Genomic DNA, 24988 nt, shown 5'->3' with positions numbered 1-24988 from the left:
ACCCGAGAGGGAAACGTGATCAGTCGACGAGGTGTGATCAAGGCAGCGGGGACGGTGGTGGCGGCTGCTGGGGCACCGGCCCAGTTCGGCACGGCGCAGGCAGCGCCGCGTCCGGCACGCGCCGCTGCGGCCGGTGGTGACGTGTTGGCACTGGTGGAGAAGGGCGACCGCCGCCTGGCGTTCTTCGACGTCGACACGGGGCGGCGGCTGTCCGAAGTCGTGCTCGGTGATTTTCCGCATGAGGTGGTCGCCGACGCCGAGCGCAAGTTCGCCTATGTCGGCCACTACGGCGTCGAGTTCTCCTCGGTCATCGGGCAGGGCGGGGCTGCGGTCTTCGTCGTGGACCTGCGGGCGCGGAAGCTGGTCCGGACGATCCAGGTGTCGCCGTTCAACCGCGTTCACGGCGTGGGGATGGACGGTAGCGACCGGCTGTACGCGTTGAGCGAGGAGAAGGGCGTCCTGCTGGGGTTCGACGCGCCGGCGACCGCCACCGAGCCCTCGCGCGCGGTCGACACCGGCGGGATCAAGACCCACCTGTTCGCCCTCACCCGCGACGGCGAGCGGGCGTACGTCACCGGACTGCTTTCGCACACGGTCAGCCTGGTCCGCCCGCACGACGGCTCGGTGCGACCTCTCCTCGCGACGCCCGGACAGTCGCCGGAGAGCATCTGTCTGAGCACCGACGAGCGGACGCTGTACGTGGGTGCGCGCAAGACGCCGGCTGTCATCGCGATGGACGCGCGCACCCTGAAGATCAAGGACCAGGTCACGGTCGCCGGCGACCCGCTGCGGGTGTACCCGGTCTCCGATGATCAACTGCTGGTGACCGACGTGGCCAACCGGAAGATCTCCTTGATCAGCACCGGGTTCCGGCCGATCTGGACGACGGCTCTGGCGGGCCGGCCGTCCGGGGCCACGTTTCACGCGACCAAGCCGATCGCCTACATCTCCCTGCTCGACACCCAGCAGGTCGTCATAGTCGAGCTGGACAAGGGCGCCATCACGGGCTCCTTCGCGACACTTCGCCAACCCGATGCGGCGGTGCTGGTCCCGGGTTGAGCGGTCGGACCGGTCCGGTGCCCAGGGTCGGCACGACCGCCCCCGCGTAGCAGCCGGGCCGCCACGACGACCCCCAAGTCGTCGCGGCAGTCGGTGATCTGGTCTCGGCGACAACAGCATCGGAGTGGCAACCCGGCGGGGCGAATCCGATGGAGTCAAGCCAGCGCGCCGGTGCACACCGGCTGCCGCCGAACGGCCTCGCCCGGTGCGCCGGCACGATCGGCACGCGCTCGTGGGAACGACCGCGCTAACGATGCGGGCCAGCCCGAGAAGTGGAGCGCGGTGGTGGACTACGCGACTTGGCCGAGGCCGTGTGCCTGTCTTTGGCGGAGGAGCACGGCGTCCGCGCCACCGCCGAGCCGGCCGGCGGCGCAGTGCTCGCGATCCAGCCGACCCGCGCATCCAACTCGGCCGCCGTCGCGGCGGTTTCGGCCAACGTGCGTGGATCGGACGATCCGGCGGCGGCCGGTACGACCGCGTCCCCGGCCGCCGTCCGGCTTCGGTCCGCCCCTCCCGCGCCGTCCGCGCCAGTGCGGGGCCGATCGGCTCGGCCACGACCACGCCCGCCGTTCCGCTCGCCATGACCTGAGGCAGGTCCATCCGTACGTGGTACCCGGCGGCCAGGAACGCGGGCACCACGACCGCCGGGCCGGCCAACCCGCGCAGTGCGGTGGTCAGGTCGGGCCCGCAGACGTCCGCGAACTCGACCCGAACCCCGGCGTCCACTCGGGCGCGCACGGCGTCGGCGATCTCCTCGACCACTGCCGCGCCCGCAGGATCGCACGTGCCGTGCGCCACCAGCGTCAGCGTCGACTGCCGGACCAGTGCGCCAATCCGCGCCTGTGCGGGCCACAGCACACGGGTGAAGTGCGGGGACGGTCCACTGTGCTGCTGCACGGCGATCCGCCGACCATCCACATCGGACCGGATGAGGTGGTCCAGCAGTTCGGCGTTGCTCTGCGAGCCCGGCGACCAGGTCTCGGCCAACCCGCGGCGCGCACCGCGGCCTTCGCCTTGTGCCCTCGGGCCAGGTGCGTCGCCCGCCTCAACCAGGCCAACAGTCTCGGGCGCAGCCCCCAACCCTCGGCCGCCTCGGTCCAACCCCGGAGGCCGATCCCGGTGCTGACGGCCACGAAGTCCATGGGCGAGCGCGCCAACTGTCTCGTCACGGCGGTCACCCCGGCGGTGTAGCCGGCGAGCAGGGCCGCGTCGCACGGGTTCACCGGCGTCTCACCTGCACGAGTCCGCACCGGCGACGGCGCGCAGGGCGTGCGCGGTCGGTGTTCTGCCAGGGCCGGTCGGCGTCGGTGTGCTGATACGGCCCCGCTTCCGGAGGATCGGCCACGGTCGCCGCATTCCGTGGAACTCCGTCGGCTTCGCCGTCCGGTTCGACTCCGCTCAGGACCGGCCGAGTCGTTGTGGCCAGGGCGGTGAAGACAGTTTCCGAACTGCCGCCGACCGGCCGGTGAAAGCGTGCTCGCAGTACTGCGGAGTACACGTCGGACAACGAGATGGCCATAGTCGGGCCGCGCTGCGGAACACCTTGCCCAGTTGCTCGCGGAACAAGTCGACCGGTGCGTTCTAGTTGGCGTGGTGCGGCGCGTGCCGGTGTTGTGCCGTAACGCACAGGCGTCGGGTCGGTGGTTCTTCGTCGGGCGGAATTTGCCATATTTGCGGTCTGGGAAACCTCCGGTGCTGATAGCGGTGTGTCGTGGCGGACATTGATCATGAAGTGGTGGAGACCACTGGTTCGGTACACCCGGATGGAGGATTGTGTCGGTCTCCGACAATGGGACACCGTGGTAGGTGCACCCGCTCTGAAGTGCGATGGACACTCGACGAGGGGCCCGGTCGGCACCTGATGCTCGTGTGCCCGCCAAGAGCCTGGACAGCGTTGAGATCGTGGTTCGAGCTGGTTGGAGGTGTATTGTGTAGCGACCTTCCGGTGACGGGTCCGATGGGTTTCCAGTGCGTTCGCGGGTGCACTGCAATTAACCTGTGCAACGTTCTGCGGCGACTCCGGCGTAAACGCGTCGGTTGTGTTGTGCGATATCTGGAGTCCTGGGGATTCGGGTCGATCGAGGGGCTTGGTCGAGGCGTCCGGATCGTCGAAGTCGGCACTTCGTGTCCGCAGAAGTTGTTGCCGATTGCGCTGCTCGTACTTGGTGCCTGAAAAAGGGGAGAAGGCATGACCGATCCAACCGATCGGCGGCGCGAGGTGGCTGCGGTGGTGCGGTCCCGGTGGGGTGATCTGCTCGCCGAGATCGGGGCCTCGGTGGTCGACCGGGACCGGAGCGGCACGACCGCGCCCGCGGACCTGCTGGCGGAACTCGGGTCTACCGGCCTGCTCGCGCTCGGCCTGCCGGAGCGGGTGGGGGGTCGGGCGGCCGACGAACCGACCTGGGGCGTGGTGCTGGAGCAGATCGGCTACCTGTGCGCGGACTCCGCCCTGCCGCTGATCCTCAACTGCAAGATCGACATCGCCAGGCTGATCTGCGAGTCGGGGCGCGACGACCTGATCGACCGCTACGCGAAGCCCATCGCGCAGGGGCAGATGGGTGCCGGCTTCGCCTACACCGAGGGCGCCGACGCGTTCTCGTTCACGACGGTGCTGCGGCCTCGTGGGAGCGGATATGTCCTGTCGGGCCACAAGTCCTACGTCACCGGCGGTGTGATGAGCGGGGTGTTCCTGGTCTACGCCGCCGACGATGACGGGGACCTGCTGGCGTGCCTGGTGGAGCCGGACGACCCCGGCGTCACGGTCACGCCGGCCGACCCGACGGGGATGCGCACCGCCGGTCCGGCGTCGGTGACGTTCGAGGACGTCGTGCTGCCGGCGTGGCGTGTCCTCGTGCCGTCCGATGCCCTCGCCCACGCGCAGCGGTTCCTGCAACGGCAGCGGCTGTGGATTCCCTGCGGACCGCTGGGACGTGCCCAGGCGGTGCTGGAGGAGTGCGCGGTCCGGACGTCGGGCACGGTGCGGTACGGCGAGCCCGTCGCGGAGTTGTCCAGCGTGCAGGCGTCGTTGGGGCGCATGTACATCGCGATCGAGTCGGCGTGGGCGATGGTGCACCGCGCGTTGGCCTTGGCGGCGTCGGGTCGGGAGGAGCCGGTGTTCGACCCGGTGATCGCGGCGGCCAAGCACTTCGCGGTGGAACAGGTCCGGTTCGTCCTGGACCGGGCGCTGAACGTGTTGGGGGGACACGCGTTTTACGGGACGCCGGACCTGGGCCGGTACCTCCGCGACTTCGCGGGGTTGGTGCTGCTCGCGGGTACGCAGGACGTCCTGGAGGTCAACCTGGGGGCGGGCGTGGTGGTCAGGACGAGGGAGAGGATGGGTGAGGGTCGTGGTGTTCGAGTTGAACGGGATGCTCCTGCGTTCGGCGGGCAACCAGCGGACGGTGTCGATTCCGGCGACGACGCTGGAGGGCGCGGTCACCGGGCTGGCGACCCGCTTCCCCCAGATGAAACGGCTTCTGCTGGGCAACACCGGGCAGCTGCGCTCGGCGCACCGGGTCAGCCTCAACGGTGAGTTCCTCGCCCGGCCCCGGGGCGATCTGGTGCTGGCCGAGGACGACCGGGTGGAGTTGTTCACCGCGGTCGCGGGGGGCTGACACCGCGTCATGGGAGTGGCAGAGGACAACGGGACGCTGTGGGGGACCCGCGCGGAGGACTGGGCGGTGGTCCAACAGCACACCGCCCGGCCCGTCTGCGCCGCGGTGTTGGACGAGGCGGGGCCGTGGACTGGTGTGCGGGTGCTGGATGTCGGCTGCGGGGCGGGTGAGTTCGCCCGGATGGCGCACGCGCGGGGCGCGGTGGTGAGCGGCTTGGACGCCAGCGCCGCGTTCGTCCGGCACGCCCGCGAGGCAGTGCCGGACGGGCGGTTCGTGGTCGCGGACCTGGAACGGATGCCGTTTCCGGACGGGGAGTTCGCGGTGGTGACCGCGTTCAACAGCCTGCACTTCGCGCGGAGGCCCGTGCACGCGGTGGCCGAGGCGGTCCGGGTCACTCGGCGGGGAGGGCGGATCGTGGTGGCGACGTGGGGCCCGCCCGAGGAGTGCGACGCGATCGTCTACCTGCTCGACCTGGGTGGGCTGATGCCCCCGACGGCGGACCCGGCGGGGGAACTCGCGGACCCGGAACGACTCCGGGGCGTGCTCGTCGAGGCGGGGCTGGCACCCACGCGCTACCGGGTCGTGTCCTGTCCCTGGTGGTACCCGGACCTGGACACCGCCCTGCGGGGTCTGCTGTCCACGGGCCCGGCAGCGCAGGCGATCGGCTATTCCGGGTGGGAGCCGGTCCGTGCTGCGGTCCGCGACTCGATATCGCCTTTCCGGCACGACGACGGCTCCTACCTGCTGGCCAACACCTGCCACTACACCGTGGCCACAGTGGACTGGTGACCTGACCCGTCCACCACCGCGTCCGTTGTCGTGAACGACATGGCTCCCAGACAGGGCGACGAACGGCAGCGCCGGCGACGGCGCACCACTTCGTGGAACCCGGGCGGTTCGGCCGGGTGCGTGCGGAAGCCGCGGTTGTGGCCCGTTTCCGTGGACTTCGTCGGGCGCGTGCGGACTCGTTCACTTGGCGTACCGGCGGGGCGGCGGTTCCCGACTGGCCGGCGGGCTCGCGGGTCGGTGTGAGGCACCAAGGAGGGCTTCGGCCGCAGTTCGGTCGTCCTACCCGATTGGTGGATCCTGCGCGGTCTGTCGGACGGAACACTCCAAGTCGTGGACGCATCAACGACCGCACCGCATCCGCCTGTCGCGGTGTTCAGGGACCCTCGACCCGGCGGGGCCGTCCCCGATTTCGGCCTTCCGGTCCGCGTCCTGGCGCAGCGGGTCACCGCCGCGTTGATCGCGGTGCCGACGCACGCCGGTCCGGTGGAGCGCACCGCCGCCCTGCGGCGGGCGGCGGCGGTCGCGGACGGGTTGGTGGCGGCGCTGTCCGCCCAGGGCGCGGCGGTCGTCGGCGAGGACCTGCCGGCCGGGTCGATCAGCGAGTCGTTCTTCCGCGTGCGCGAGGTGGACCTGTCCGACGACCAGGCCGCCCTGCACGGGGCCTCGATAGTGCGGCGTGGCCTGGTGGACCTGTGCGATGCGCCGCTGTCGGGTGCCGACCTGGCCGTCGAGGTCGCAGGGATGGCGCAGGCCGTGCTCGACCTCACAGGCGCCACCGCCTCGGATACCCGACTCGACGTGCCGGTGGTCGACACGCCGGCAGTCGACGGGACGTCACTGGAAGAGCGGTGGACGGCGCGGTGGATCATCGGCCACCAGGTGCACGTGCTGTTCAACATCTGCGCGGCGGTCGCGGTGACCGACGCCGTGCACCATCTGCGCCACGGCGCGGTCCAAGCCGCTCTGCGGAGGCTCGGGGACGCGACGACGTTCGTGCGCGGCTTCCCTGCGGCCATGACGCACGCGAGCACTATCCCGGTCGAGTACTACACCGCTGCGGTGCGCCCCTCCATGCAACCGCCGGAGGTGGCGCGTCCGTTGAGCGGACGGCAACACCGTGGCTACAAGACGTTTCGTGCCGCGATGAAGGATCTGCTCGTCGTGTTGCCCGATCCCTACGAGCAGTTGGCCGCCCGCGATCCGCAACTCGCCGCAGCCCGTGACGCGTTGCTCGAAGCCGATCTGATCGACGGCGAACGGCACGTCACACTCGCCTATTCGATGGTGCACCTGCAACGCTCGATCGCCCAGTTGCCCGACGGCCCGGACAACGCGGTGGGGGAGCTGCGGCTGATGCGTCACCGGCGAGCGGCCCAGTACGCGCCACTGCTCCGTTTCGGTGATCACTACGTCGCCGACGCCGTGGCCGGCCTGCGGCACTGATCCGAACCAGCCGACCGCGCCGAATCCAGGGAGCCGACGCCGATGCCCGAGCCCGCCGCCACCGTGACCAGCGAGCTGGAGCTTGCGCCACCCGACACCGCTCAGGTGGAACGCTTGGCGCGTGACCTGTGCTCCGACGGCCGGTACCAGGTGGGCGCGCCGGAGTGGGTGGCTCGCACCCGGGACGCCTGGGACGAGGCCCCGCTGCCCCTGCGTCGCGCGGTGCGCCGGTTCCGGCGTCACTCGGGCACCCAGGGGGTGTTGGTGCTCCACGGGCTCCCGATCGACGACGCGGCGCTGCCCGCCACACCGTCCACACCGGACTCGGTGCAGCGCGAACCCACCGTCGCGGCGGCGGTGCTCGCGATGTTGGCCTGCGGGCTCGGTGACCCGGTCGCGTACCTGGCCGAGAAGTCCGGGGCGCTCGTGCAGGACGTCGTTCCCGTGCCGGGCAGGGAGAACTTCTCCGGCAACGCCGGGTCGGCGCTGCTGACCTTCCACAACGAGAACGCCTTCCACCCCCACGAACCCGATCACGTGCTGCTGCTGTGCCTGCGCGCCGACCACGACCGCACTGCGGGCCTGCGCACCGCCTGCCTGCGCGAAGTGCTGCCGCTGCTGCCCGACGCCACCCGTGAGGTGCTGTCCGCACCCGAGTTCATCCTCCGACCACCACCCTCCTTCGGAGCCGACGACACCGCCCGCACACCACAACCGGTGCTGTTCGGAGCGGCCGACGACCCCGACATCAGGATGGCCCAGATCGCCTCCGCGCCGGTCACCCCGCGCGCCGAGGCCGCGTTGGCCGAACTCGCCCGCGCCTTCGACACCGCGGCCCGCACCACGCGACTGGCACCCGGTGACATGGCGATCGTCGACAACCGGGTCACCGTGCACGGCCGGACCCCCTTCCGCCCCCGCTACGACGGAGCCGACCGCTGGGTGCAGCGCACCTTCGCCGTCACCGACCTCCGCCGCTCCCGCGACCACCGCCCCGACGACGGCTACGTTCTCGTCCGGTGACCACAGCCCTCCTCCGTCGCACGCCCGGATTCCGCCGGCGCACAACGGGGTTGCGGACGCGATGACGACGAATCGCGCTCGGGAATCGCCACCCGGGCGATACGTGGCCGGCCCGAGTCGGTCCCGATTCGGTCAGGACACGACTCCGATCCAGGACGCCGGCCCTGTGCCTCTGCCTCGCCCGAACCGGTCACCGTCCGCCAGGTCGACGGCGGGCCGGCGCGGTTCCCAGCAGCCGTGCGATCCCGTAGTCGAAGCGGGCGTCGTAGGAGTCGTCCACCATGACGTCCATCCCGACCGCCGCCAGCGCCGGGTACGCGTCGGCGTCGAGGGGCTCGGTGACCTCGCCCTGCGGGCGTCCCGTGGGGGTCTGCTGCTCCTGGGTCAGTCCGAGCGTGAGGTAGACGATCGACCAGCACAGCCGCGCGGCGTCGGCCTTCGGGTGGCCGGCTTCCAGGAGTGCGCCGACGACGACGTCGGCCACGCGGAGGGTCTTCCCGGTGCCGTTGAACGTGCCGGCGACCAGACGGCCGCCGTCGCGGTGGGCCAGCATCGCCGTCCGGTACCGGGCGGCGACGGTGCGGACGCGCTCCACCGGGTCGGCGGGCAGGTCGGCGGTGCGGACCGAGCCGATGATGGTGTCGGCCATCGTCTCGATCAGGGCCTGCTTGGTCTTGACCTGCCAGCTCACGGAGTTGAGGTGGGCACCCAGGGTGCGCGCGACGCCACGGAGGGAGAGCCGCTCCAGGCCCTCCTCCTCCAGGGTGGTGAACGCGGCGGCGATGACGTCGTCCTGGGTCCAGCGCATCGGATGCCCCCTACTGCTCCCGCGTTCATGGTCATCGTACGGATCAAGCGCCGTACGCCGCCCGGGACACCTCGTCCCAGGCTTCCCACTCGGTGATGCGGCCGGCGTACTCCTTCCGGATCACCGCGAGCGGGCCCTCCCCGAAGAAGACCCGCAGGGGCGGCTCCTCGGCGTCCACGACCCGCAGGATCGCGGCCCGGGTGGCGGCGGGGTCGCCGCGCTTGGCCGCCGGGCGGGACATCGAGGCGCGGCAGGCGTCGTAGGTCGGGGATCGTTCGGCGTGGACGGCGGACGGACCGGCCCAATCGGTGGCGTAGCCGGCGGGCTCGACCAGCGTGACCTTGATCCCGAAGCCCGCCACCTCGGCGGCCAGGCTCGCGGTGAAGCCCTCCAGCCCGAACTTGGAGGCGTGGTAGAGCCCGAGACCGGGCAGGGAGAGCACCCCGGCGATGGACGACACCTGGACGATGTGGCCGCCGCCTCGGGCGCGCAGGTGCGGCAGGACGGCCTGGGTGATCCACAGCGGGCCGAACAGGTTGACCTCGATCTGGTCGCGGGCCTGTTGTTCGGTCACCTCCTCCACCATGCCGAACAGGCCGTAGCCCGCGTTGTTCACCACGACGTCGAGCCGCTCGAAGCGGGCGACCGCCTGCTCGACGGCGGCGACGACGGTGGCCCGGTCGGTGACGTCGGCCCGGAGGGGGAGGACGGCGTCCCCGTATTCGGCGACCAGCTCGTCGAACGCGGTGGCGGATCGGCTGAGCGCGGCGACGCGGTCGCCGCGTTCGAGGGCCGCCTCCGTCCAGAGGCGACCGAATCCCCTGGACGCGCCGGTGATGAGCCAGGTCTTTCCGGGCATGGCCGGTCTCCTCGGTTCTCGGGGTCTTCCTCGGGATCTGGCAGGTGCGGGCGTGCGGGGCGGCGTCGACCAGACCCGGGCCGGAGTCGGCGCTTTCGCGTCCGGCACGACCACCTCGCACTCTTGTGCAGTGACCAAGTGTCCGGGTCAGTAAACTTGGTCACTGCACAAGTGTCAATGCGGATGCCTTGCCTTATCGGCCAGACCGGCCGTTGAGGGCGTGGACGAACGTGACGGTCTCGTCCAGCGGTGCCCTGCCCACACGAGTGCTCTCGACGCCGGGGTCCTCGTAGCCGATCGACATGCCGCAGTAGAGGATGACGCCGTCGGGCGGGGACAGGATCTCCGCGACGGTCGTGTGGTAGACCGACCACGCCATCTGCGCGCAGCTGTGCAGCCCTTCGGCGCGCAGCAGCAGCATGATGGTCTGGAGGTACATGCCGACGTCCGACCACTGGGGCCGGCCCATGCCGCGGTCGATGTAGCAGAACAGGGCTGCGGGCGCGCCGAAGCACTGCCAGTTCTCGGTGACGGCTTTTTGGCGCGCCTCCCAGTCGTCGCGGGAGATCCCCAGCGCGCCGTAGCGCTTGTCGCCGAAGTCGGACCGGCGCTCGTGGTAGGGGGACTTCAGGTCCTCCGGGTACATCCGGTACTGCGGCTCGTCCCACGGGTCGCCGGCCGTCGCGCGTTCGCCCGCGCGTTTTTTGAGTTCGGCCAGCGGTTCGCCGGTCAGCACGTAGGAACGCCACGGCTGGAGGTTCGAGCCGGACGGCGACCACGCCGCGGCGGTCAGCACGCGCTCCAGCGCCTCCCTCGGGACTTCCCGGTCGGTGAACCTGCGGACCGCACGCCGGCTCGTGACCGCCTCGTAGACATCCACGTGAACGCATCTCCCTGGTAGATGTGGGTTTGCGGGCCACCCGCGATACCTGCCGCCGCCATCCGTAGCCGACCGTCATCTGACGGACGTCCGCTGCCCGTCCGCCGCCTCATGCGCCAGGATCGGGATCAGCGTCTCGCCCCGGACACGGACCAGATGCCGTGCGCGGCCGGATGTCCCGCCATCATCGCGGTTTCGATCATGCCGGCGGGTGCTCCACCTCGGCCACCGGTTTCGGGCGGCGTTCGGGATTTCCGACCGTGCACGACGCGGCCGAGCCCACTCCACCGTCCTCGGTGAAGCGGGCTCGGCCGTTTTGTTTGTGGTGTCAGGTTTTGAGGCCGTTGCCCCAGGTGTCGTGGTGGGCGGTGTGGTTGTCGTCGAGCCACCAGTGGGCGAGGTTGGTGGCGGTGTCGCGGGCGAACACGGTGGGCCGCCCGGTGTAGAGGATCGCGGTGGGGTCGCCGGCGAGCCCGCCGGCCCAGGAGTCGCGTCCGGTGGGCGCGCCCGGCCGGTACCACCAGTGCGAGAGGTTCCCGTCGACGTCACGGGCGTAGACGGTGAGTTCGTCGCCGTTGAACACCAGCGCGGAGGGGTCCCCGGCGACCCCGCCGCCCCACGAGTCCCGCCGCGCGGTGCCGCCGTCGTCGAGCCACCAGTGCGACAGACTCCCGTCCGTGCCCCGGGCGAACACCGTCAACCGGCCCTTGTACACGGCCACCGCAGGATCCCCCGCGACCCCGCCGCCCCACGAATCCCGCCGCGCGGTGCCGCCGTCGTCGAGCCACCAGTGGTGCAGGGAACCGTCGACCGAACGCGCGAACACCGTCAACCGGCCCTCGTACACGATCGCCACCGGCCGCCCCGCCACACCCCCGCCCCACGAATCCCGATGCGTCGGCTCACCCGGCACATACCACCAGTGCTGCAACGAATCGTCCGTACCCTGACCGAAGAACGTCAACTGCCCCCGAAAATCCACCGCAGACGCACCAACGTTCGGCGTGGCGGGCGTGCCCGGTCCGAGATCGTTGAAACGGTAGAGGTCGTAGTCCCGCATGTAGCGGATGATCTTGTCGGAGTAGGTCGGGTCGGTGGCGTACCCGGCCCGGTGCACTTCGCGGATGAACTGGTCCGGGTCGTTGACGTACTGGAACGCGGGCGCGTACCGGCTCGCCGTCGACAGCAGGCGGCCGTAGTCGGCGAACGAGTCGCCGACAGACGCATACACCCGGAACCACGCGGTGACCGTGTGGCAACCGCTCGCGTCGCACTCCTGCGTCGGGTAGTCGTTGCAACCGATGGCGATCGGTCCGGGATCCGTCCCGACGCACTTGATGCCGAAGTAGTTCTTGTCGTTGACCGCCAAGGTGCTGCGGCCCCAGTTCGACTCGTGCAGCCCCTGGGCGATGCCGACCGAGGCGGGCACCCGGTAGTTCCGCTGCACGTCCTGTGCCGCAGGGGCGACTGCGGCGATGAAGTCCTCTTGGAAGCCGAGCGTGCCGATTCCCGCACTCTGCCAGGCAGAGTCGCGCACTCGGTCCTGGTTCACCACGTCACCCGTGGCGGCCGCGCCGGTCGTGGGGCCCAGGACGGCCGCTGTCGCCAGCAAGACCATGAGCCATCTCATACGCATGATTCCTCCGTGTCACTGTGGTTCCACGTCGGAAGCTAGGAACTCGTCCTGTGAAACTCCTTCGCGCCGGCTCGAAGGAGTTTCGAAGGTGCGCCCCCCATCGTTGTGCCCAGTCCAACCCGGAAGGGGAGCACGACCATGAGGAAACTCTTGGTAGCCGCGATAGGAGCGGCAACCACGCTGGCCCTGTTGAGCCCGACGGCGCACGCGGCACCGGTGTACGGGGGCCAAGGCCCGGAACTGAACGCCACCGCGGTCGCCGACGTCGTCGTGAACGCGGCACCGATCACCCGCAGCGAGGTGATCGCGAGAGCCCAGGGGTGGTTCAACCCGCCCATCCCGTACAGCCAGAACAACTGGCACAACGGCTGGCGCGCCGACTGCTCCGGCTACGTGTCGATGGCCTGGAACCTCGACACCTCGCTGTCGACGGTAACCCTGCCGGACGTGTCGCACCGCATCGGCAAGGAGGAGCTGCGTGCCGGCGACGTGATGATGAACGGAGGTCCGGGAACAGGCGGTGACAACGGCCACGTCGCGATCTTCGAGCGATGGGTCGACGACTCCCACACCGCCTACTGGGCCTACGAACAGACCCCGCCGCAGACGGTGCACCGCCAGGTGCCGTACCCGTACTTCGGCAACGACACGAGGTTCCTGCCCTACCGCTACAACCTGATCCAGGAAGATCCCCAGCCGCAGCAGGGCGTCAACGTTGGTGCGTCTGCGGTGGATTTTCGGGGGCAGTTGACGTTCTTCGGTCAGGGTACGGACGATTCGTTGCAGCACTGGTGGTATGTGCCGGGTGAGCCGACGCATCGGGATTCGTGGGGCGGGGGTGTGGCGGGGCGGCCGGTGGCGATCGTGTACGAGGGCCGGTTGACGGTGTTCGCGCGTTCGGTCGACGGTTCCCTGCACCACTGGTGGCTCGACGACGGCGGCACCGCGCGGCGGGATTCGTGGGGCGGCGGGGTCGCGGGGGATCCTGCGGTGGCCGTGTACAAGGGCCGGTTGACGGTGTTCGCCCGGGGCACGGACGGGAGTCTGTCGCACTGGTGGCTCGACGACGGCGGCGTGGCGCGGCGGGACTCGTGGGGCGGCGGGGTCGCCGGGGACCCGTCGGTGACCGTGTACGGGGACGGCGAGGAACTCACGGTGTTCGCCCGTGACGTCGACGGGAACCTCTCGCACTGGTGGTACCGGCCGGGCGCGCCCACCGGACGCGACTCGTGGGGGTCCGGGGTGGCCGGGGACCCGGCCGCGCTGCTGCACCTGGGCCGGTTGACCGTGTTCGCGCGTTCGGTCGACGGTTCCCTGCACCACTGGTGGCTCGACGACGGCGGCACCGCGCGGCGGGACTCGTGGGGCGGCGGGGTCGCCGGGGACCCCTCCGCGCTGGTGTTCAACGGCGACGAACTCACCGTCTACGCCCGTGACGTCGACGGGAACCTCTCGCACTGGTGGTACCGGCCGGGCGCGCCCACCGGACGCGACTCCTGGGCCGGCGGGCTCGCCGGCGACCCCACCGCGATCCTCTACACCGGGCGGCCCACCGTGTTCGCCCGCGACACCGCCACCAACCTCGCCCACTGGTGGCTCGACGACAACCACACCGCCCACCACGACACCTGGGGCAACGGCCTCAAAACCTGACACCACAAACAAAACGGGGCGGGTGGCCGACGATGGCCACCCGCCCCGCTCCACGTCACACCGAAAGCGGCTCGTCGGCCAGGGCGGCGCCGAACGCCCGCACCAGGCCGCTCATCCGGTAGTGCACCGTTCCTGATCCGTCCACACCGGACACGTCCAGCAGCCGGTGGTCGACCAGACCCTCCACCGCTTCCTCGACCACCGGCACCGGCAGCCGCAACCGCTCGGCGACCCACGGCACCGGGTCGGCCAGGCCGCACTCCGCGACCCGCCGGAACACTCGCTGTTCCAAGGCGTCGAGATCCTCGTACGCACGCCGGATCCCGGCCCGCACCTCCAGCCCGCCGGCGGCCAGCTCGCCCAGCACGCGGTCGGGATCGGCGAGCCGGTCCGCCAGCAGCCGCACGGACCAGTGCGGTCGGGCGAGGAGCTTCGCGCCGGCCACCCGGAGCACCAGCGGCAGTCCTTCACACGCCCGCAGCACGGCCGCCGTGGCGGCGGGTTCGGCGGAAACCCTGGCCGTGCCGACGATCCTGGCCAGCATCCGGGCGGAGAGCCGGTCGTCGAACGGCGTCAGCTCGACCGGCTCGACCCCCTCCACCCCGCTGAGCCGCTGCCTGCTGGTGACCAGGACCGCGCAGCTCCCGGTGCCGGGGAACAACTTCCGCAGCTCCTGGTCGTCACGTGCGTCGTCGAGGACGACGACGAGGCGACGGCCCGCCGCCCGCATCCGGTACAGCTCCACGCGTTCGTCCGGGTCGGCGGGCAGGTCGGCGCGCGCCACGCCGAGCGCCAACAGGAACCGGCCCATCACCTGTCCGACGGTGGCACCGCGCAGATCGGCGAACAGCTGCCCGTCCGGGAACTCCGCGCGGAGTACGTGGGCGGCGTGCACGGCCAACGTCGTCTTGCCCACGCCACCGACACCCGTCAACACCACCGTCGACGCCATCGCACCACGCCGGGCCCGCAGCACGTGCAGGATCTCGGCCAACTCCCGCTGCCTGCCCAGGAGATCCGGGATGGCGGGCGGGAGCTGGTTCGGACCGCCGGCCGTCCCCTGCACGGGGCGCACGCCGCCCAGCACGAGCGCGTGGTGCGCCCGCAGCTCCGGCCCCGGCTCGACCCCGAGTTCGTCGATCAGCCTGCGGCGTGCCGCGGTGTAGACGGCGAGCGCGTCGGCCTGCCGCCCGGACCGGTGCAGCGCGTCCATCAGCAGCGTGATCAACGACTCCCGCATCGGGTGCGCCGCCACCAGCGCGAACAGCCGTGGCACCAACTCCTCTTGCCTGCCCAGTGCGAGTTCGGCGTGCGCTCGACCTGCTTCCGCGGCCAGCCGCAACTCCTCCAGGCCACTACGCAGGTGTTCCGCGAACGGCGCGGCCACGCCGTCGAAAGCGGGACCGCGCCAGAGCGCCAGCCCCTGGTCGTAGTACCTGGCCGCCAACGCGTGGTCGGCGTCGTCACGGGCCGCCCGTGCCCGGCCGACGAGGTCGCGGAAGACCTCGACGTCGTTGTCCTGCGGCCCGACGTCGAGCAGATAGCCCGGAGCGCGCGTCAGGAGCACGTCGGGTCCGACCGCGCGCCGCAACACCGACACGTAGCTGTGCACCATCGCCATGGCGGACTCCGGCGGCTCGCCGTCCCACACCAGGCTCACCAGGCGCTCCACCGGTACGACCCGGCGCGGCTCGGCGAGCAACGCGGCGATCAGCGCCTTCGGCTTCGGGCCGCCGAGTTTCGCCGGACGCGTCCCGACGACGGCCTCCACCGGTCCCAGAGCCAGGAACCGCACTGTGCCTCCTTCAGTTCGTGCCCGACAGGGCGAACACCGCGTATCCCCGCGCGGGCAGGTCGAGCGTGTGCGACGCGCCGGTGATCGGGTCGGCCGGACCGTCGCCGAGCAGGTCGACCGGTGTCTGCGCGGGGATGCCGGACCCGGTCAGGTCGATCGTGACCTGTTGTGCGGTCGCCTGGAAGTTCAGCACCACGAGGGCTTTGTTCGAACCGTCGCGGCTGGTCCGCACGTAGGCGTAGAACTTCTGGTCGTCGTTGGTGTGCAAGCGGACCCGCAGGCCGGACGGGGCCAACGCCCGGTGGGCGCTCTGGGCGACGACGAGGTCGCTCAGTCGCCGCTGGTCGGCGGTGGGCCAGTTCGGGATCTTCTGCACGTGCGGCAGGACCGTGTGCATTCCGTTGTGCAGGTAGAACAACGTGCCCAGGGTGGTGATGTTCGCGATCTCCAGCAGGCGTTCCGATGGACTCGCGTCCGGCCACGGTCCGGCACCGTCGCTTTCCCACTGCGGCGCGGTGAGGGTGACGCCGCCGACGGCGTTGACCGCGTCCCGGGAGAACTTGAGTTCGTAGTCGACGTTGTTCGGCGATTGCCCGCGAATGGCGTCCGTCAGCAGACCTTTGACGGCACCGGTTCCCCACGGGGAGACGCTGATGTCGTGCATGACGTTGTAGCCGAGATCGCGCACCCAGCCCGCGTACTCTTCGCGCCCCTTCACGCCCTCCGGGTTGGTCATGATCCCGTAGTTGCCGAGGGTGGCGGCGATGACCTCGTTGCTGCGCGCGCTGTCGATGTAGTGGTAGTTGCGCGGATCGTCGAGTGCGATGCCGTCCACACCCAGTTCAGCCCAGAACTTGAGGATGTTCCTGGCCTCCGCGCGCCACTCGGGGCTGTTCCAGTTGTACGACGGCGCCGACCCGCCCCAGAAGCCGTAGTAGTCGGCCTGCGCGATGTCGCTGTGGTGCCATCGCGGCTTGGCCGTCCCGTCGGAGGGTTGGAAGTCGAACCAGCGCCGCTCGACGCTGTCCACGCCGTCGTGGTAGTCGCGTTCGGCCTTGCGGAAGAACGGGGCTTCGGCGTGCGCGTAGCCGAGGTTGCCGAAGAAGACCACCTTCAGACCTTTGCCGTGCGCGGTCCGCACGAGATCGCGGAAGTCCTCCATGGTGCCGATCGACGGGTCGATCGAGTAGTTGTCGGTCGGGCCCAGGCCCGCGTAGAGCGAGGCCGGTCCGGCATACGGGGCCATCAGTTCGATCGCACTGTATCCACTGGCCCGCAACGAGTCGAGTTCGCTCTTGATGTCGGTGAGCCGGTTCCCGTAGTACTTCGGGTAGTACCGCATCACACCGGAGGACCGCTGCCACCACTGCGCTCGGTGGGGTGATCCGATGCCGAACACCTCCAACGACTTCGAGCACGCCCAACGCCCGTCCGTGCTGCCCGACACGGTGAGCCGCACGTAGCGGTACTGCCCGGAGCCGGTGCCGGTGAAGACCCGCCCGGTCAGCCCTGCCGCACCGTCGAGCAGCGTCTCCCAGGGCCCGCCCTCCCGCGAGCCCTCGACCCGGAACCGCCACTTCGCGTCGTCGACGAAGGTCTGCCGAACCCCGGTGATCTGGCTGTCCTGCCCCAGGTCCACGGTCAGCTCCTGCGGCATCGCGTTGCCGGAGGCGATCCAGGCCGTGGCGGGGTCGCCGTCGACCGCTCGGCCCGGTTCGTGACCGGGAGCGTGGCTGGACGACGTGGTACGCGTGCCCAGGGCGAGATCGCGCACGACCGGCGTGCCGAACACGGCGAACTCCTGGCTGCACGCCCAGTGCGAGCCGCCGTGCACGGTCAGCCGAACATACCGGTACACGCCGCTCACATCGGACCCGAACACCCGGCCGCGACCGGCCGGTGGCGGCGTGAGCACCGTCCAGCTGCCGTCATCGGCCAGCCCTTCGGCCACGAAGCGCCATGCATCTTCGTCCACGAAGGTCTGTTCGATGCGTCGCAGTGCGGTCGGGACGCCCAGGTCCACGGTCACCGTGTGGGGCATGGCCGCGTTCTCCGCGATCCACGCCGTCTGCGGATCTCCGTCGACGGCCAGCGAAGCCGGATGAGCGGGCGACGCGCTGTCGGCTTCGACTGCCTTGCCACGCGCGACGTTCTCGAATCCGATCACCTTGAACTCGGCGCTGGCCGCCCAGAAATCGACCACGGACGTCACGGTCAGCCGCACCTGCCGCAACGTCCGGCCGACCTCCGTGCGGAAGTGGCTGCCGGAAGCCGAGACTGTCGACAGAGCGTGCCAACTGCCGTCCGCGTCCTGGCCTTCGATGCGGAAGCCCCAGGTCTGTACGTCGGTGAAGTCCTGTTCCACAGCGGTGACCAGACTCGGGCCACCGAGGTCGACCAGCAGCCACTGCGGCGTTTGCCAAGACCCCGCGATCCAGTTGGTGCCGGTGTCGCCGTCGACGGCGCGTTCCGGGCCGTGATCGGTCGAGGAGGACGACGCGGTCACCGCCTTGCCCAACGCGATGTTCGTCTCACCGCCCGCGACCACGAACTCCAGGCTTGTGGTCGTGTACAGGCGGACGTACCGGTAGGTCCCGGTCACGTCGTCGGCGAACGTGTTCCCGGCCTGTCCTGCGGCGCGGTCGACCAGCGTCGCCCAACGCACGCCGTCCACCGATCCTTCGACGCGGTACCGCCAGACCGCCCGCTCAGGGAACGTCTGCCGCACGGCGGCCACCGCGCGCGGCGTGCCGAAGTCCATCTGGAGCCACTGCACGCCAGTTGCGGACGCGGCTCGCCACCCGGTGTTCAGGTCGCCGTCGAACGCCTTCTCCGGCGTGCTGCCGGGAGCGGACGACGACGCGGTCACCGCGCCCGGCGTGGAAGCGCCGGCGGGTGCGGGTACTACGAGTGTCGCGACGACCAACGCCGCGACGGTGAACAACACTCTCATTCCGAACCCCCTGGTCGGTCTGTCATCCCTTGACCGCGCCGACCACCGCGTGCGCACCCTCGACCCTGCGACCCAGCGCGAGGTGCAGCACGAACACCGGCACGGTGTACAGCAGCGAGAACGCGGCCAGCCGGCCGTAACCGGCTTGGCCGTTCTGGTAGAAGAACTCGAACACGCTGACCGGCAACGGTTGTTTCGCCGGAGACTGGAGCAGCGTGAAAGGCACGAAGAAGTTGCCCCACATCGAAGTGAAGGTGAGCAGCGCGACCACGCTGATCCCCGGCCTGGCGGCGGGAAGCACCACCTGCCACAGCACCTGCGAGGGCGTCGCGCCGTCCACCGCCGCGGCCTCGTCCAACGTCCGGGGCACGGCGTCGATGTAGGTGGTCACCAGCCACACCGCAGACGGCAACGACGTGGCTGCGAGGAACAGCACCGTGCCACTCATGGTGTCGGTCAGCCGCAGCCGCGCGAACAGGCCGTAGACCGGCACCAGCAACGCAGTCACCGGCAACCCCGCCGCGAACAACAGTGCCAGCAGGAACGGCCGTCGCATCCGGAATCGACGACGTGACAACGGGTAGGCCGCCATCGATGCGCACAACAACGTCAACGCCGTGCCGAAACCGCACAACACCACGCTGTTGAACAGTGGTCGCAACGTCGTCCTTGAGGTGAGCACGGCGGCGAAGTTGTCCAGCGTCGGTTCGCGCGGCAGCTCCACCCGCAGCCCGGCGCGAGCGTCGAAAGCGGCGGTCAGCAGCCACACCAGCGGCAGCGTGAACAACAGCGCCACCGACGACAGGGCGAGACCCCGGACCTGCCCGCAGCGGGTTCTCACACCGCACGACCAGCGCGCAGGTGCACCGCCGACAGCAGTCCGCCCAGCAACAGCATCACGAGCGCGACGGCTGCGGCGTAACCGATCCGGCTCAGCTGGAACGCCTGCTCGTACAGGTAGATCGGCAACGTCCGGGTCCGATTGCCGGGCCCGCCGCGCGTCATCACGTACACCAGACCGAACGACGCCACCGTCAACGACGTCGTCAACGCCAGGTTCGTCGCCACCGCACGGCGGATCAACGGCAGCGTGATGTGCCGGAACCGGCGCACGAAGCCCGCGCCGTCCACGGTCGCCGCCTCCAGCACGTCCTGATCGACCGCCGCGAGCGCCCCGGAGTACACCAACATCGAGAACGCCGTGCCCCGCCACACGTTCGCCAGCGACACGGCGAGCAGGGGAGCGCTGAACAACCAGTCCCGCGCCGGCACACCCGCCAGCCCCAGCAGGCCGCTCAACGTGCCCTCTTCGCGAAGGAACGCGAGCATCACGTAACCCGCGACCACCTCGGGCACCAGCCACGCGGTGAACACCGCGCCCGTCACCACCCGACGCGTCACCCGGCTCGCGCGCCGGCACGTGGCCGCGAACGCGAGCCCCAGCGCGTTCTGGCCGGCGACCGACACCCCGACGAACCCCGCCGTGACCGCGACCGCATCCCGGAAATCCCGGTCGGCCAACGCTTCCGCGAAGTTGTCGAACCCGGTGAACGAGGTGCCCGCACGCCCGGTCAGCACCATGTCGGTGAACGCGGCGTAGCAGCAGTACGCGAGCGGTCCGCCGAGCAGCAGGGCCGACAGCAGCCCCGCCGGGAGCAGACCCCGGCGCGAGGCCTGCTTCATCTGGCGACAACCTCGCCGTCGACGACACCGGGCAGGGCGGCGTCGTAGTCGGCGGCGGCCTCGCCCGGCGAGCGCAGCCCGGTGGTGACGGCTTCCATCGCCTCCTGCACCAGCACGGACACCCGCGGGTAGGCCGGCAGCGCGGGGCGGAACGTCGAGTACCGGGTCAGGTCGGTGAACGCCGCGTGCACCGGCCCGGCCGCGAGGTAGGCCGGATCTGCCGCCACGTCCCCGCGCACCGCCAACGTGGACTGCGCGAGCGTGAGCGAGGTGGCGTTCCTCGTGGTCTGGGTGAACGCGAGGAACCTCCACGCCAGGTCCGGTGCCGGCGCGGACGTCGGGATCGCCCACGTCCACCCGCCGGAGAGGGTGACCGCGCCTGGCTGTTGGCCCGCCCGGGTGGGCATCGGCGCGATGCCCACCGAACGCTCCCAGCCCGGCCAGGCGTTCGCGCTGCCGGGCTGCCACACGGCCTTCAGCCACGACCCGTTCAGCGCGATGCCGATCCGGTGCGCGGGGAACCACTCGGTCGCGAGCACGCTCTCCGAGGTGGGGCTCAACGCGTCGGACAGCTTCGCGCCCAGCCCCTCCCGGTACACGGTGTCCACGAACCCGAGCGCGTCGCGGAACCCGTCCGCCCCGGCCACCCAGCGCTGCCGGTCCGCGTCGTAGAGCCGGTCCCCGGTGCCGGCGAGCAGCATCTGGAAGCTCTGCATGGCGGTCGCCTCGCCGTTGGCCTTGCCGTTGGCCAGGTACAGCGGCACCGTGTCGGGTACCCGGTCGCGCACGGCACGCGCCGCCGCGAGCACGTCCTCCCAGGTGCGAGGCTGCCACTCGGCCGGCAGTCCGGCCCGCGCGAAGACTTCGCGGTCGTACCACAGGGCCCGGGTGTCCGTCCCGACCGGCACGGCGTAGACCTGCCCGTCCCGCGCGGTCACCGCGGGCTTCACGGACTCGGTGAACTGCCGCCACTCCGGCCACGCCGCCAGCCGGTCGGTGAGCGGCGCGAGGCGCTTGGCGGCCACGTCGGCCTCGATCCGGAACGAGTCCTCGTAGACCAGGTCGGGTGCTCCGGACGGCGAGTCCTGCATCAGCGCCAGCTTGGTGTGGTAGTCGCCCTCGGCGGCCTGGATCGGCAACAGTGCGACCCGCACGCCCGGGTTTTGCGCGGAAAACTCCTTCGCCATCTGCTCCAGATGGCGGTCGAACTCCTGGTTCTGCCCGATCTGCCGCCAGTAGGCGACGCGTATGACGCCATCGCCCCCACCAGGGTCCCGGCCGTATGCCAGGTATCCCACCGCCCCTAACAGCCCGAGGACGACACAGGCCAGTACCCCACTGCGCATGGCTCCCCCTTACCACGTCAAAGCGGGCCCCAAAGTAGCGTTTTACGCCTTAAAGCGTCAAGGACGATTCAGTGTGCCGCCAAACGCGCTACGCTTTGACACGTCAAACGTCTCCACAGGGTTGGTTGGGGTGTCATGAACACGGCCGACGACGGTGTCCCGCTGTACCGGCACGTCAAACGCGAGCTGATCGAGGCCATCGCGAAGGGGGAGTTCGTCCACGGCGAGCCGTTCGTAACCCAACGCGAGGTGTGCGAACGGTTCGGGGTGTCCACGACGACGGCAGCGCGCGCGCTGAACGAACTGGTCGTCGAGGGCCTGCTGGTGCGCCGGCGCGGCCTCGGCACGTTCGTCAACGAGGAGACCAGCCGCCCCCCGACCACCTCGGGCGACCGCACGATCGCCTACATAGGCCCTTACGGCTGGTACGTCGACGGCAACGGGCCACACCACACGGCGATCGTCAGCGGGATCGACTCCGTCTGCCACGAACTGGGCTTCCGACTGTTCATCACCACCTCCGTGGAGAGCGCGGCGGACGAACGGCGTGCCCTTCAACTGGCGCTCGACACAGGAGCCCAGGGCATCGTCGTCTACCCGTTCGACGGGCAGGACAACGGCGACGTCTACGCCGAACTGGGCCGTCGGAAAATCCCCGTGGTGATGGTGGACCGCTACCGCCAAGACCTGGCCACGGACGTCGTGGTGCCGGACAACTACGAGGTCGGCCGTCAGGTGACCGACCACCTCGTGCGGGCCGGACACCGCCGGATCGCCACGCTCTGGTCCGACCCCGGCAGCACCAGCGTGCGCGACCGCCTGGTCGGGCACCTACGCGCGTTGCGCGACCACGACGTGCCCGTGTCGCCGCAGTTGACCGCGCTGCGCAACTACGTGGGACTGGACGAGGAGCGGCGGCGCAAGCTCATGTCCGAGCTGCTGACCTCCGCCGACCCGCCCACGGCATTGCTGTGCGTCAACGGGGGCGTGTTGACCACGGCCGTGCACGACCTGATCATGGTCGACCCGACTGCGGTGGAGCGGATCTCGTTCGCCGCCATGGACGACCAGGCCCCGTACCACCTGATGCCGTTCTCCAACGTCGCCGCGGTGCTGCCGTCACAGAAGATGGGCGTGCGGGCGATGCGGATGCTCGCCGACCGGATCGGCGGCGACCACGAAGCCGATCCCCAGCACGTGGTCCTGCCCATCGACCTGGTGGTGCGCGACCCGTTGCCGGGGACGATCCTCACCGGACAGAGGCCGCGCACGAGCTAGCTGTTGCGGGTCATGACGTTGGTGACGGTTTGTTGGGGCTGAGACGTGGGGATGGGTCTTTCGGCGGCAGGATGGAAGTGCGACCACCACATCCGCCGAGCAGAAAGACCCGTCCGTGCTCCACCGTAACGCCCCGCTGTCCGTCGAAGGCCGCCACCGCCTGGTCCGGCGCTGTAGGACCCGCCCCTCTCGCCCACGTCGCGGCCGAGACCGGCACCTCACGGCAGTGCGCCTCCACATGGGTCAACCGCCATCGCCGCTCCGGCGAGGCCCGTCCGGCCGACCGCGCCAGTGCCCCGCACCGTCAGCCCACCACCACCCCCGCCGAGGTGGCCGCCCGGATCGAGCGGCCGCGCCGGGACCGCAAGCGGTCGGCCCCCCGCACCACCCCCGGAACCCGCCGCCGAAGGCACGGCCGTCTCGGAGCGCACCGTCGGCCCGCACCCGGCCCACCCGGGCCTGAACCGCCGCCGTCTCCTCCACCCGACCGGGAACGACAACCGCACACCGCGACGGATCACCACCCACCGGCCCGACCACATGGCCCACCCCGACGTCACGAACGCCGGGATGACTCCCGACAACGGCGGGCGGCGGATCCACGGCAACGACAGCGACCAGACGAAACACGCCGAACACACCACGGTGCCCGGTACCCGGTGCCCGCAAGGCCCACACCCACCCACACCCCGGCCGTCCGGAAAACCCACTACAACCACCATCGACCCCACACCACCGCCGGAAACCGACCACCAGCCACCCGGCCCCACACCGGCACCACCAACGTCCTGGCCTCGTACAGCCAGCGGCCAAGGTGTCGGCAGGGCGCGGAACTCCGGCCCCGTCGGGCAGATCTCCGTTGCGCCGCAACCGGATCGAGGAGTACTCCGGGTCGTCGGAGTACTCCTGTCCTGCCCTCTGAGCGCTGTCCGCGATCCTCCTGATGCCGGGGACGGCCGAGCGCTTGGCGGCCCTCGCGGTCAGGTCGGCACGCCGTCTGGCTCCGGCGCTTCGTCGCCGGTGAGGCGGTGCAGGGTCAGGGCTTGGTGGAGTTCGCCTCGTTCGTGTGCTGCCACGAAGTCGGACGCGACGTCGCGGAGCTTGCGGTTGGTGTGCTGCGAGGCTTGGCGCAGCAGGCTGAAGCCGCCGTCGGTGTCACAGGAGAAGTGGCGCATGAGCAGACCCTGGGCCAGGCCGATGGTGTGACGCGTGTCGAGCGCGGTGGTCAGGTGCCGCACCATCGTTCTGCTGTTGTGGAGCAGGTCTGCGTTGTCGAGCGCGATGCCGGCGTGCAGTGCGATCAGGAGGATGACGTCGTAGGAGTGGTCGTTGAACCTGTGCGGCTCGCGGGACAACAGGGTCAGCGCCGAGGTGGGGGAGCGCTCGGTGGGCAGGGGAAGCACCAGGCAGCTGCGAAAGCCCCGCAGTGCCAGGCGGGAGGCGAACAGCGGCCAGCGGCGGTCCTCCGAGGTGTCGCCCAGGCGACGGGGCTCGCGGTAGCGGAGCACCTCGCGGATCGGGTCGTCGGGTGCCGCTCCGTCGCCGACCGTACCCTCCTCCGACGTGACCGACAGCGGGGGTTGTCCGGTGGTGACGGCGATCTCGAAGCCGTCGTCGCTGGTGATCACGAGGAAGGCCAGGTCACAGCCGGGCACGGTGCCGACCAGGTGGTCGACGAACCGGCGTGCGACGGTCTGGTGCTCCTCGTCCTCGACCAGCCGGGCCATTTCGGCCAACTCGTGGGCCAGCCCCGGGACGGGGACATCCTGGTGACGTGTCATCTGCTGTGCATCCCTCGGCAGGCGGTACTCCCGCACGGCGACCGTGGGTCGGCGGCGGGGGCTCGTGGGTCGGGGTGCTGCTGTGTTGAACACCCGCCGGGTGTCCAATCTAGCGCACGGCTGGATCGGGGAGGCCGGTCCGGGTAGCACCACGGTTCACACGGCAACGTCGTGCGGATGATTCCGGAGCCGGCCGTCACCGTCGAACAGGGCGACGACACGATCGGATTCTGGTCACGGGTGGTGGCCACAGCCGTGGCGTGAGGCGGCGGCCCGGCATTCGTTCCTCGCTCACTAGCACCGGCTCGCGGGAGGTGTGGATCACGCACCTCGGTGGAGTCGAAGATCTTCACGTGGTCGGCAGCTGCCCGTGCGCGGCGGGATTCCA

At 70.5% G+C, this 24988-nt stretch carries 17 protein-coding genes and 3 pseudogenes; 9 read left to right on the top strand and 11 right to left on the bottom strand.

Annotated elements, in window-relative coordinates; translation table 11 throughout:
• Nucleotides 1-141: 141 nt before the first annotated feature.
• On the top strand, nt 142-1059 hold the full coding sequence (locus AC0HI0_RS17525; protein WP_480933440.1) for a YncE family protein: 918 nt from the start codon (nt 142-144) through the stop codon (nt 1057-1059).
• Nucleotides 1060-1608: 549 nt separating this feature from the next.
• Here the strand turns inward: AC0HI0_RS17525 and AC0HI0_RS17520 are convergent.
• A pseudogene (locus AC0HI0_RS17520) lies at nt 1609-1857 on the bottom strand (CbiX/SirB N-terminal domain-containing protein); the annotation flags it as partial.
• 1390 nt (nt 1858-3247) lie between these two features.
• Here AC0HI0_RS17520 and AC0HI0_RS17515 point away from each other — a divergent pair.
• The 5 genes and pseudogenes from AC0HI0_RS17515 to AC0HI0_RS17495 form a co-directional block, all read left to right on the top strand.
• A pseudogene (locus AC0HI0_RS17515) lies at nt 3248-4345 on the top strand (acyl-CoA dehydrogenase family protein); the annotation flags it as partial.
• Between the two features lie 82 nt (nt 4346-4427).
• Entirely contained in the window at nt 4428-4673 is a 246-nt protein-coding gene (locus AC0HI0_RS17510) for a MoaD/ThiS family protein (protein WP_480933439.1), read from the top strand.
• 9 nt (nt 4674-4682) lie between these two features.
• On the top strand, nt 4683-5462 hold the full coding sequence (locus AC0HI0_RS17505; protein WP_480933438.1) for a class I SAM-dependent methyltransferase: 780 nt from the start codon (nt 4683-4685) through the stop codon (nt 5460-5462).
• Nucleotides 5463-5945: 483 nt separating this feature from the next.
• Nucleotides 5946-6905, top strand: coding sequence for a hypothetical protein (locus tag AC0HI0_RS17500; RefSeq protein WP_480933437.1), 960 nt, complete (start codon nt 5946-5948; stop codon nt 6903-6905).
• Between the two features lie 42 nt (nt 6906-6947).
• A complete protein-coding gene (locus AC0HI0_RS17495; protein ID WP_480933436.1) occupies nt 6948-7928 on the top strand; it encodes a TauD/TfdA family dioxygenase in 981 nt (326 codons plus the stop codon).
• A 190-nt stretch (nt 7929-8118) separates the two neighbouring features.
• On the opposite strand, the gene AC0HI0_RS17490 is transcribed toward AC0HI0_RS17495, so the two are convergent.
• From AC0HI0_RS17490 to AC0HI0_RS17475, 4 genes are all read right to left on the bottom strand, one after another.
• Nucleotides 8119-8736: a TetR/AcrR family transcriptional regulator C-terminal domain-containing protein gene (locus AC0HI0_RS17490; RefSeq protein WP_480933435.1), complete on the bottom strand. Its 618-nt coding sequence runs from the start codon at nt 8734-8736 to the stop codon at nt 8119-8121.
• A 43-nt stretch (nt 8737-8779) separates the two neighbouring features.
• Nucleotides 8780-9595: an SDR family NAD(P)-dependent oxidoreductase gene (locus tag AC0HI0_RS17485; RefSeq protein ID WP_480933434.1), complete on the bottom strand. Its 816-nt coding sequence runs from the start codon at nt 9593-9595 to the stop codon at nt 8780-8782.
• A 193-nt stretch (nt 9596-9788) separates the two neighbouring features.
• Nucleotides 9789-10475: a nitroreductase gene (locus AC0HI0_RS17480; protein ID WP_480933433.1), complete on the bottom strand. Its 687-nt coding sequence runs from the start codon at nt 10473-10475 to the stop codon at nt 9789-9791.
• A gap of 328 nt (nt 10476-10803) precedes the next feature.
• Nucleotides 10804-12093: a glucosaminidase domain-containing protein gene (locus AC0HI0_RS17475; RefSeq protein WP_480933432.1), complete on the bottom strand. Its 1290-nt coding sequence runs from the start codon at nt 12091-12093 to the stop codon at nt 10804-10806.
• Nucleotides 12094-12249: 156 nt separating this feature from the next.
• On the opposite strand from AC0HI0_RS17475, the gene AC0HI0_RS17470 reads away from it, so the two are divergent.
• On the top strand, nt 12250-13764 hold the full coding sequence (locus tag AC0HI0_RS17470; RefSeq protein WP_480933431.1) for a DUF8189 domain-containing protein: 1515 nt from the start codon (nt 12250-12252) through the stop codon (nt 13762-13764).
• Nucleotides 13765-13819: 55 nt separating this feature from the next.
• Here the strand turns inward: AC0HI0_RS17470 and AC0HI0_RS17465 are convergent, their stop codons facing one another.
• Genes AC0HI0_RS17465 through AC0HI0_RS17445 form a run of 5 tightly spaced genes read right to left on the bottom strand, consistent with a single transcriptional unit; the run spans nt 13820 to nt 21541 of the window.
• Nucleotides 13820-15559, bottom strand: coding sequence for an AfsR/SARP family transcriptional regulator (locus AC0HI0_RS17465; RefSeq protein WP_480933430.1), 1740 nt, complete (start codon nt 15557-15559; stop codon nt 13820-13822).
• Between the two features lie 10 nt (nt 15560-15569).
• A complete protein-coding gene (locus AC0HI0_RS17460; RefSeq protein WP_480933429.1) occupies nt 15570-18512 on the bottom strand; it encodes a discoidin domain-containing protein in 2943 nt (980 codons plus the stop codon).
• A gap of 22 nt (nt 18513-18534) precedes the next feature.
• Nucleotides 18535-19353, bottom strand: coding sequence for a carbohydrate ABC transporter permease (locus tag AC0HI0_RS17455; RefSeq protein ID WP_480933428.1), 819 nt, complete (start codon nt 19351-19353; stop codon nt 18535-18537).
• The gene (locus tag AC0HI0_RS17450; protein WP_480933427.1) at nt 19350-20195 is read right to left on the bottom strand and encodes a carbohydrate ABC transporter permease; all 846 of its coding nucleotides are present in this window, start codon (nt 20193-20195) and stop codon (nt 19350-19352) included. The genes AC0HI0_RS17455 and AC0HI0_RS17450 overlap by 4 nt, the downstream gene beginning before the upstream one ends.
• Nucleotides 20192-21541, bottom strand: coding sequence for an extracellular solute-binding protein (locus tag AC0HI0_RS17445; RefSeq protein ID WP_480933426.1), 1350 nt, complete (start codon nt 21539-21541; stop codon nt 20192-20194). Before AC0HI0_RS17445 ends, AC0HI0_RS17450 begins: the two co-directional genes overlap by 4 nt.
• A 135-nt stretch (nt 21542-21676) precedes the next feature.
• Here AC0HI0_RS17445 and AC0HI0_RS17440 point away from each other — a divergent pair, with 135 nt between their 5' ends.
• Together AC0HI0_RS17440 and AC0HI0_RS17435 are read left to right on the top strand one after the other, a co-directional pair.
• A complete protein-coding gene (locus tag AC0HI0_RS17440; protein WP_480933425.1) occupies nt 21677-22819 on the top strand; it encodes a LacI family DNA-binding transcriptional regulator in 1143 nt (380 codons plus the stop codon).
• A 115-nt stretch (nt 22820-22934) separates the two neighbouring features.
• Nucleotides 22935-23622: pseudogene (locus AC0HI0_RS17435) on the top strand (transposase family protein); the annotation flags it as partial.
• A gap of 177 nt (nt 23623-23799) precedes the next feature.
• On the opposite strand, the gene AC0HI0_RS17430 reads toward AC0HI0_RS17435, so the two are convergent.
• Nucleotides 23800-24600, bottom strand: a complete 801-nt coding sequence (locus AC0HI0_RS17430; protein WP_480933424.1) for a GAF and ANTAR domain-containing protein — start codon at nt 24598-24600, stop codon at nt 23800-23802.
• Nucleotides 24601-24988 lie beyond the last annotated feature (388 nt).

This window comes from Saccharothrix sp. NBAS 001, from assembly GCF_056640475.1.
Note: the sequence above shows the minus strand (reverse complement) of the source record. Positions and strands in the feature narration are given on the sequence as shown.

Bases quoted from the DNA above. Each gene is read 5' to 3' on its own strand.
- AC0HI0_RS17510 (WP_480933439.1), top strand. From the start codon at position 4,428: ATGCTCCTGCGTTCGGCGGGCAACCAGCGGACGGTGTCGATTCCGGCG.
- AC0HI0_RS17505 (WP_480933438.1), top strand. From the start codon at position 4,683: ATGGGAGTGGCAGAGGACAACGGGACGCTGTGGGGGACCCGCGCGGAG.
- AC0HI0_RS17495 (WP_480933436.1), top strand. From the start codon at position 6,948: ATGCCCGAGCCCGCCGCCACCGTGACCAGCGAGCTGGAGCTTGCGCCA.
- AC0HI0_RS17490 (WP_480933435.1), bottom strand. From the start codon at position 8,736: ATGCGCTGGACCCAGGACGACGTCATCGCCGCCGCGTTCACCACCCTG.
- AC0HI0_RS17485 (WP_480933434.1), bottom strand. From the start codon at position 9,595: ATGCCCGGAAAGACCTGGCTCATCACCGGCGCGTCCAGGGGATTCGGT.
- AC0HI0_RS17475 (WP_480933432.1), bottom strand. From the start codon at position 12,093: ATGGTCTTGCTGGCGACAGCGGCCGTCCTGGGCCCCACGACCGGCGCG.
- AC0HI0_RS17470 (WP_480933431.1), top strand. From the start codon at position 12,250: ATGAGGAAACTCTTGGTAGCCGCGATAGGAGCGGCAACCACGCTGGCC.
- AC0HI0_RS17460 (WP_480933429.1), bottom strand. From the start codon at position 18,512: ATGAGAGTGTTGTTCACCGTCGCGGCGTTGGTCGTCGCGACACTCGTA.
- AC0HI0_RS17450 (WP_480933427.1), bottom strand. From the start codon at position 20,195: ATGAAGCAGGCCTCGCGCCGGGGTCTGCTCCCGGCGGGGCTGCTGTCG.
- AC0HI0_RS17445 (WP_480933426.1), bottom strand. From the start codon at position 21,541: ATGCGCAGTGGGGTACTGGCCTGTGTCGTCCTCGGGCTGTTAGGGGCG.
- AC0HI0_RS17440 (WP_480933425.1), top strand. From the start codon at position 21,677: ATGAACACGGCCGACGACGGTGTCCCGCTGTACCGGCACGTCAAACGC.
- AC0HI0_RS17430 (WP_480933424.1), bottom strand. From the start codon at position 24,600: ATGACACGTCACCAGGATGTCCCCGTCCCGGGGCTGGCCCACGAGTTG.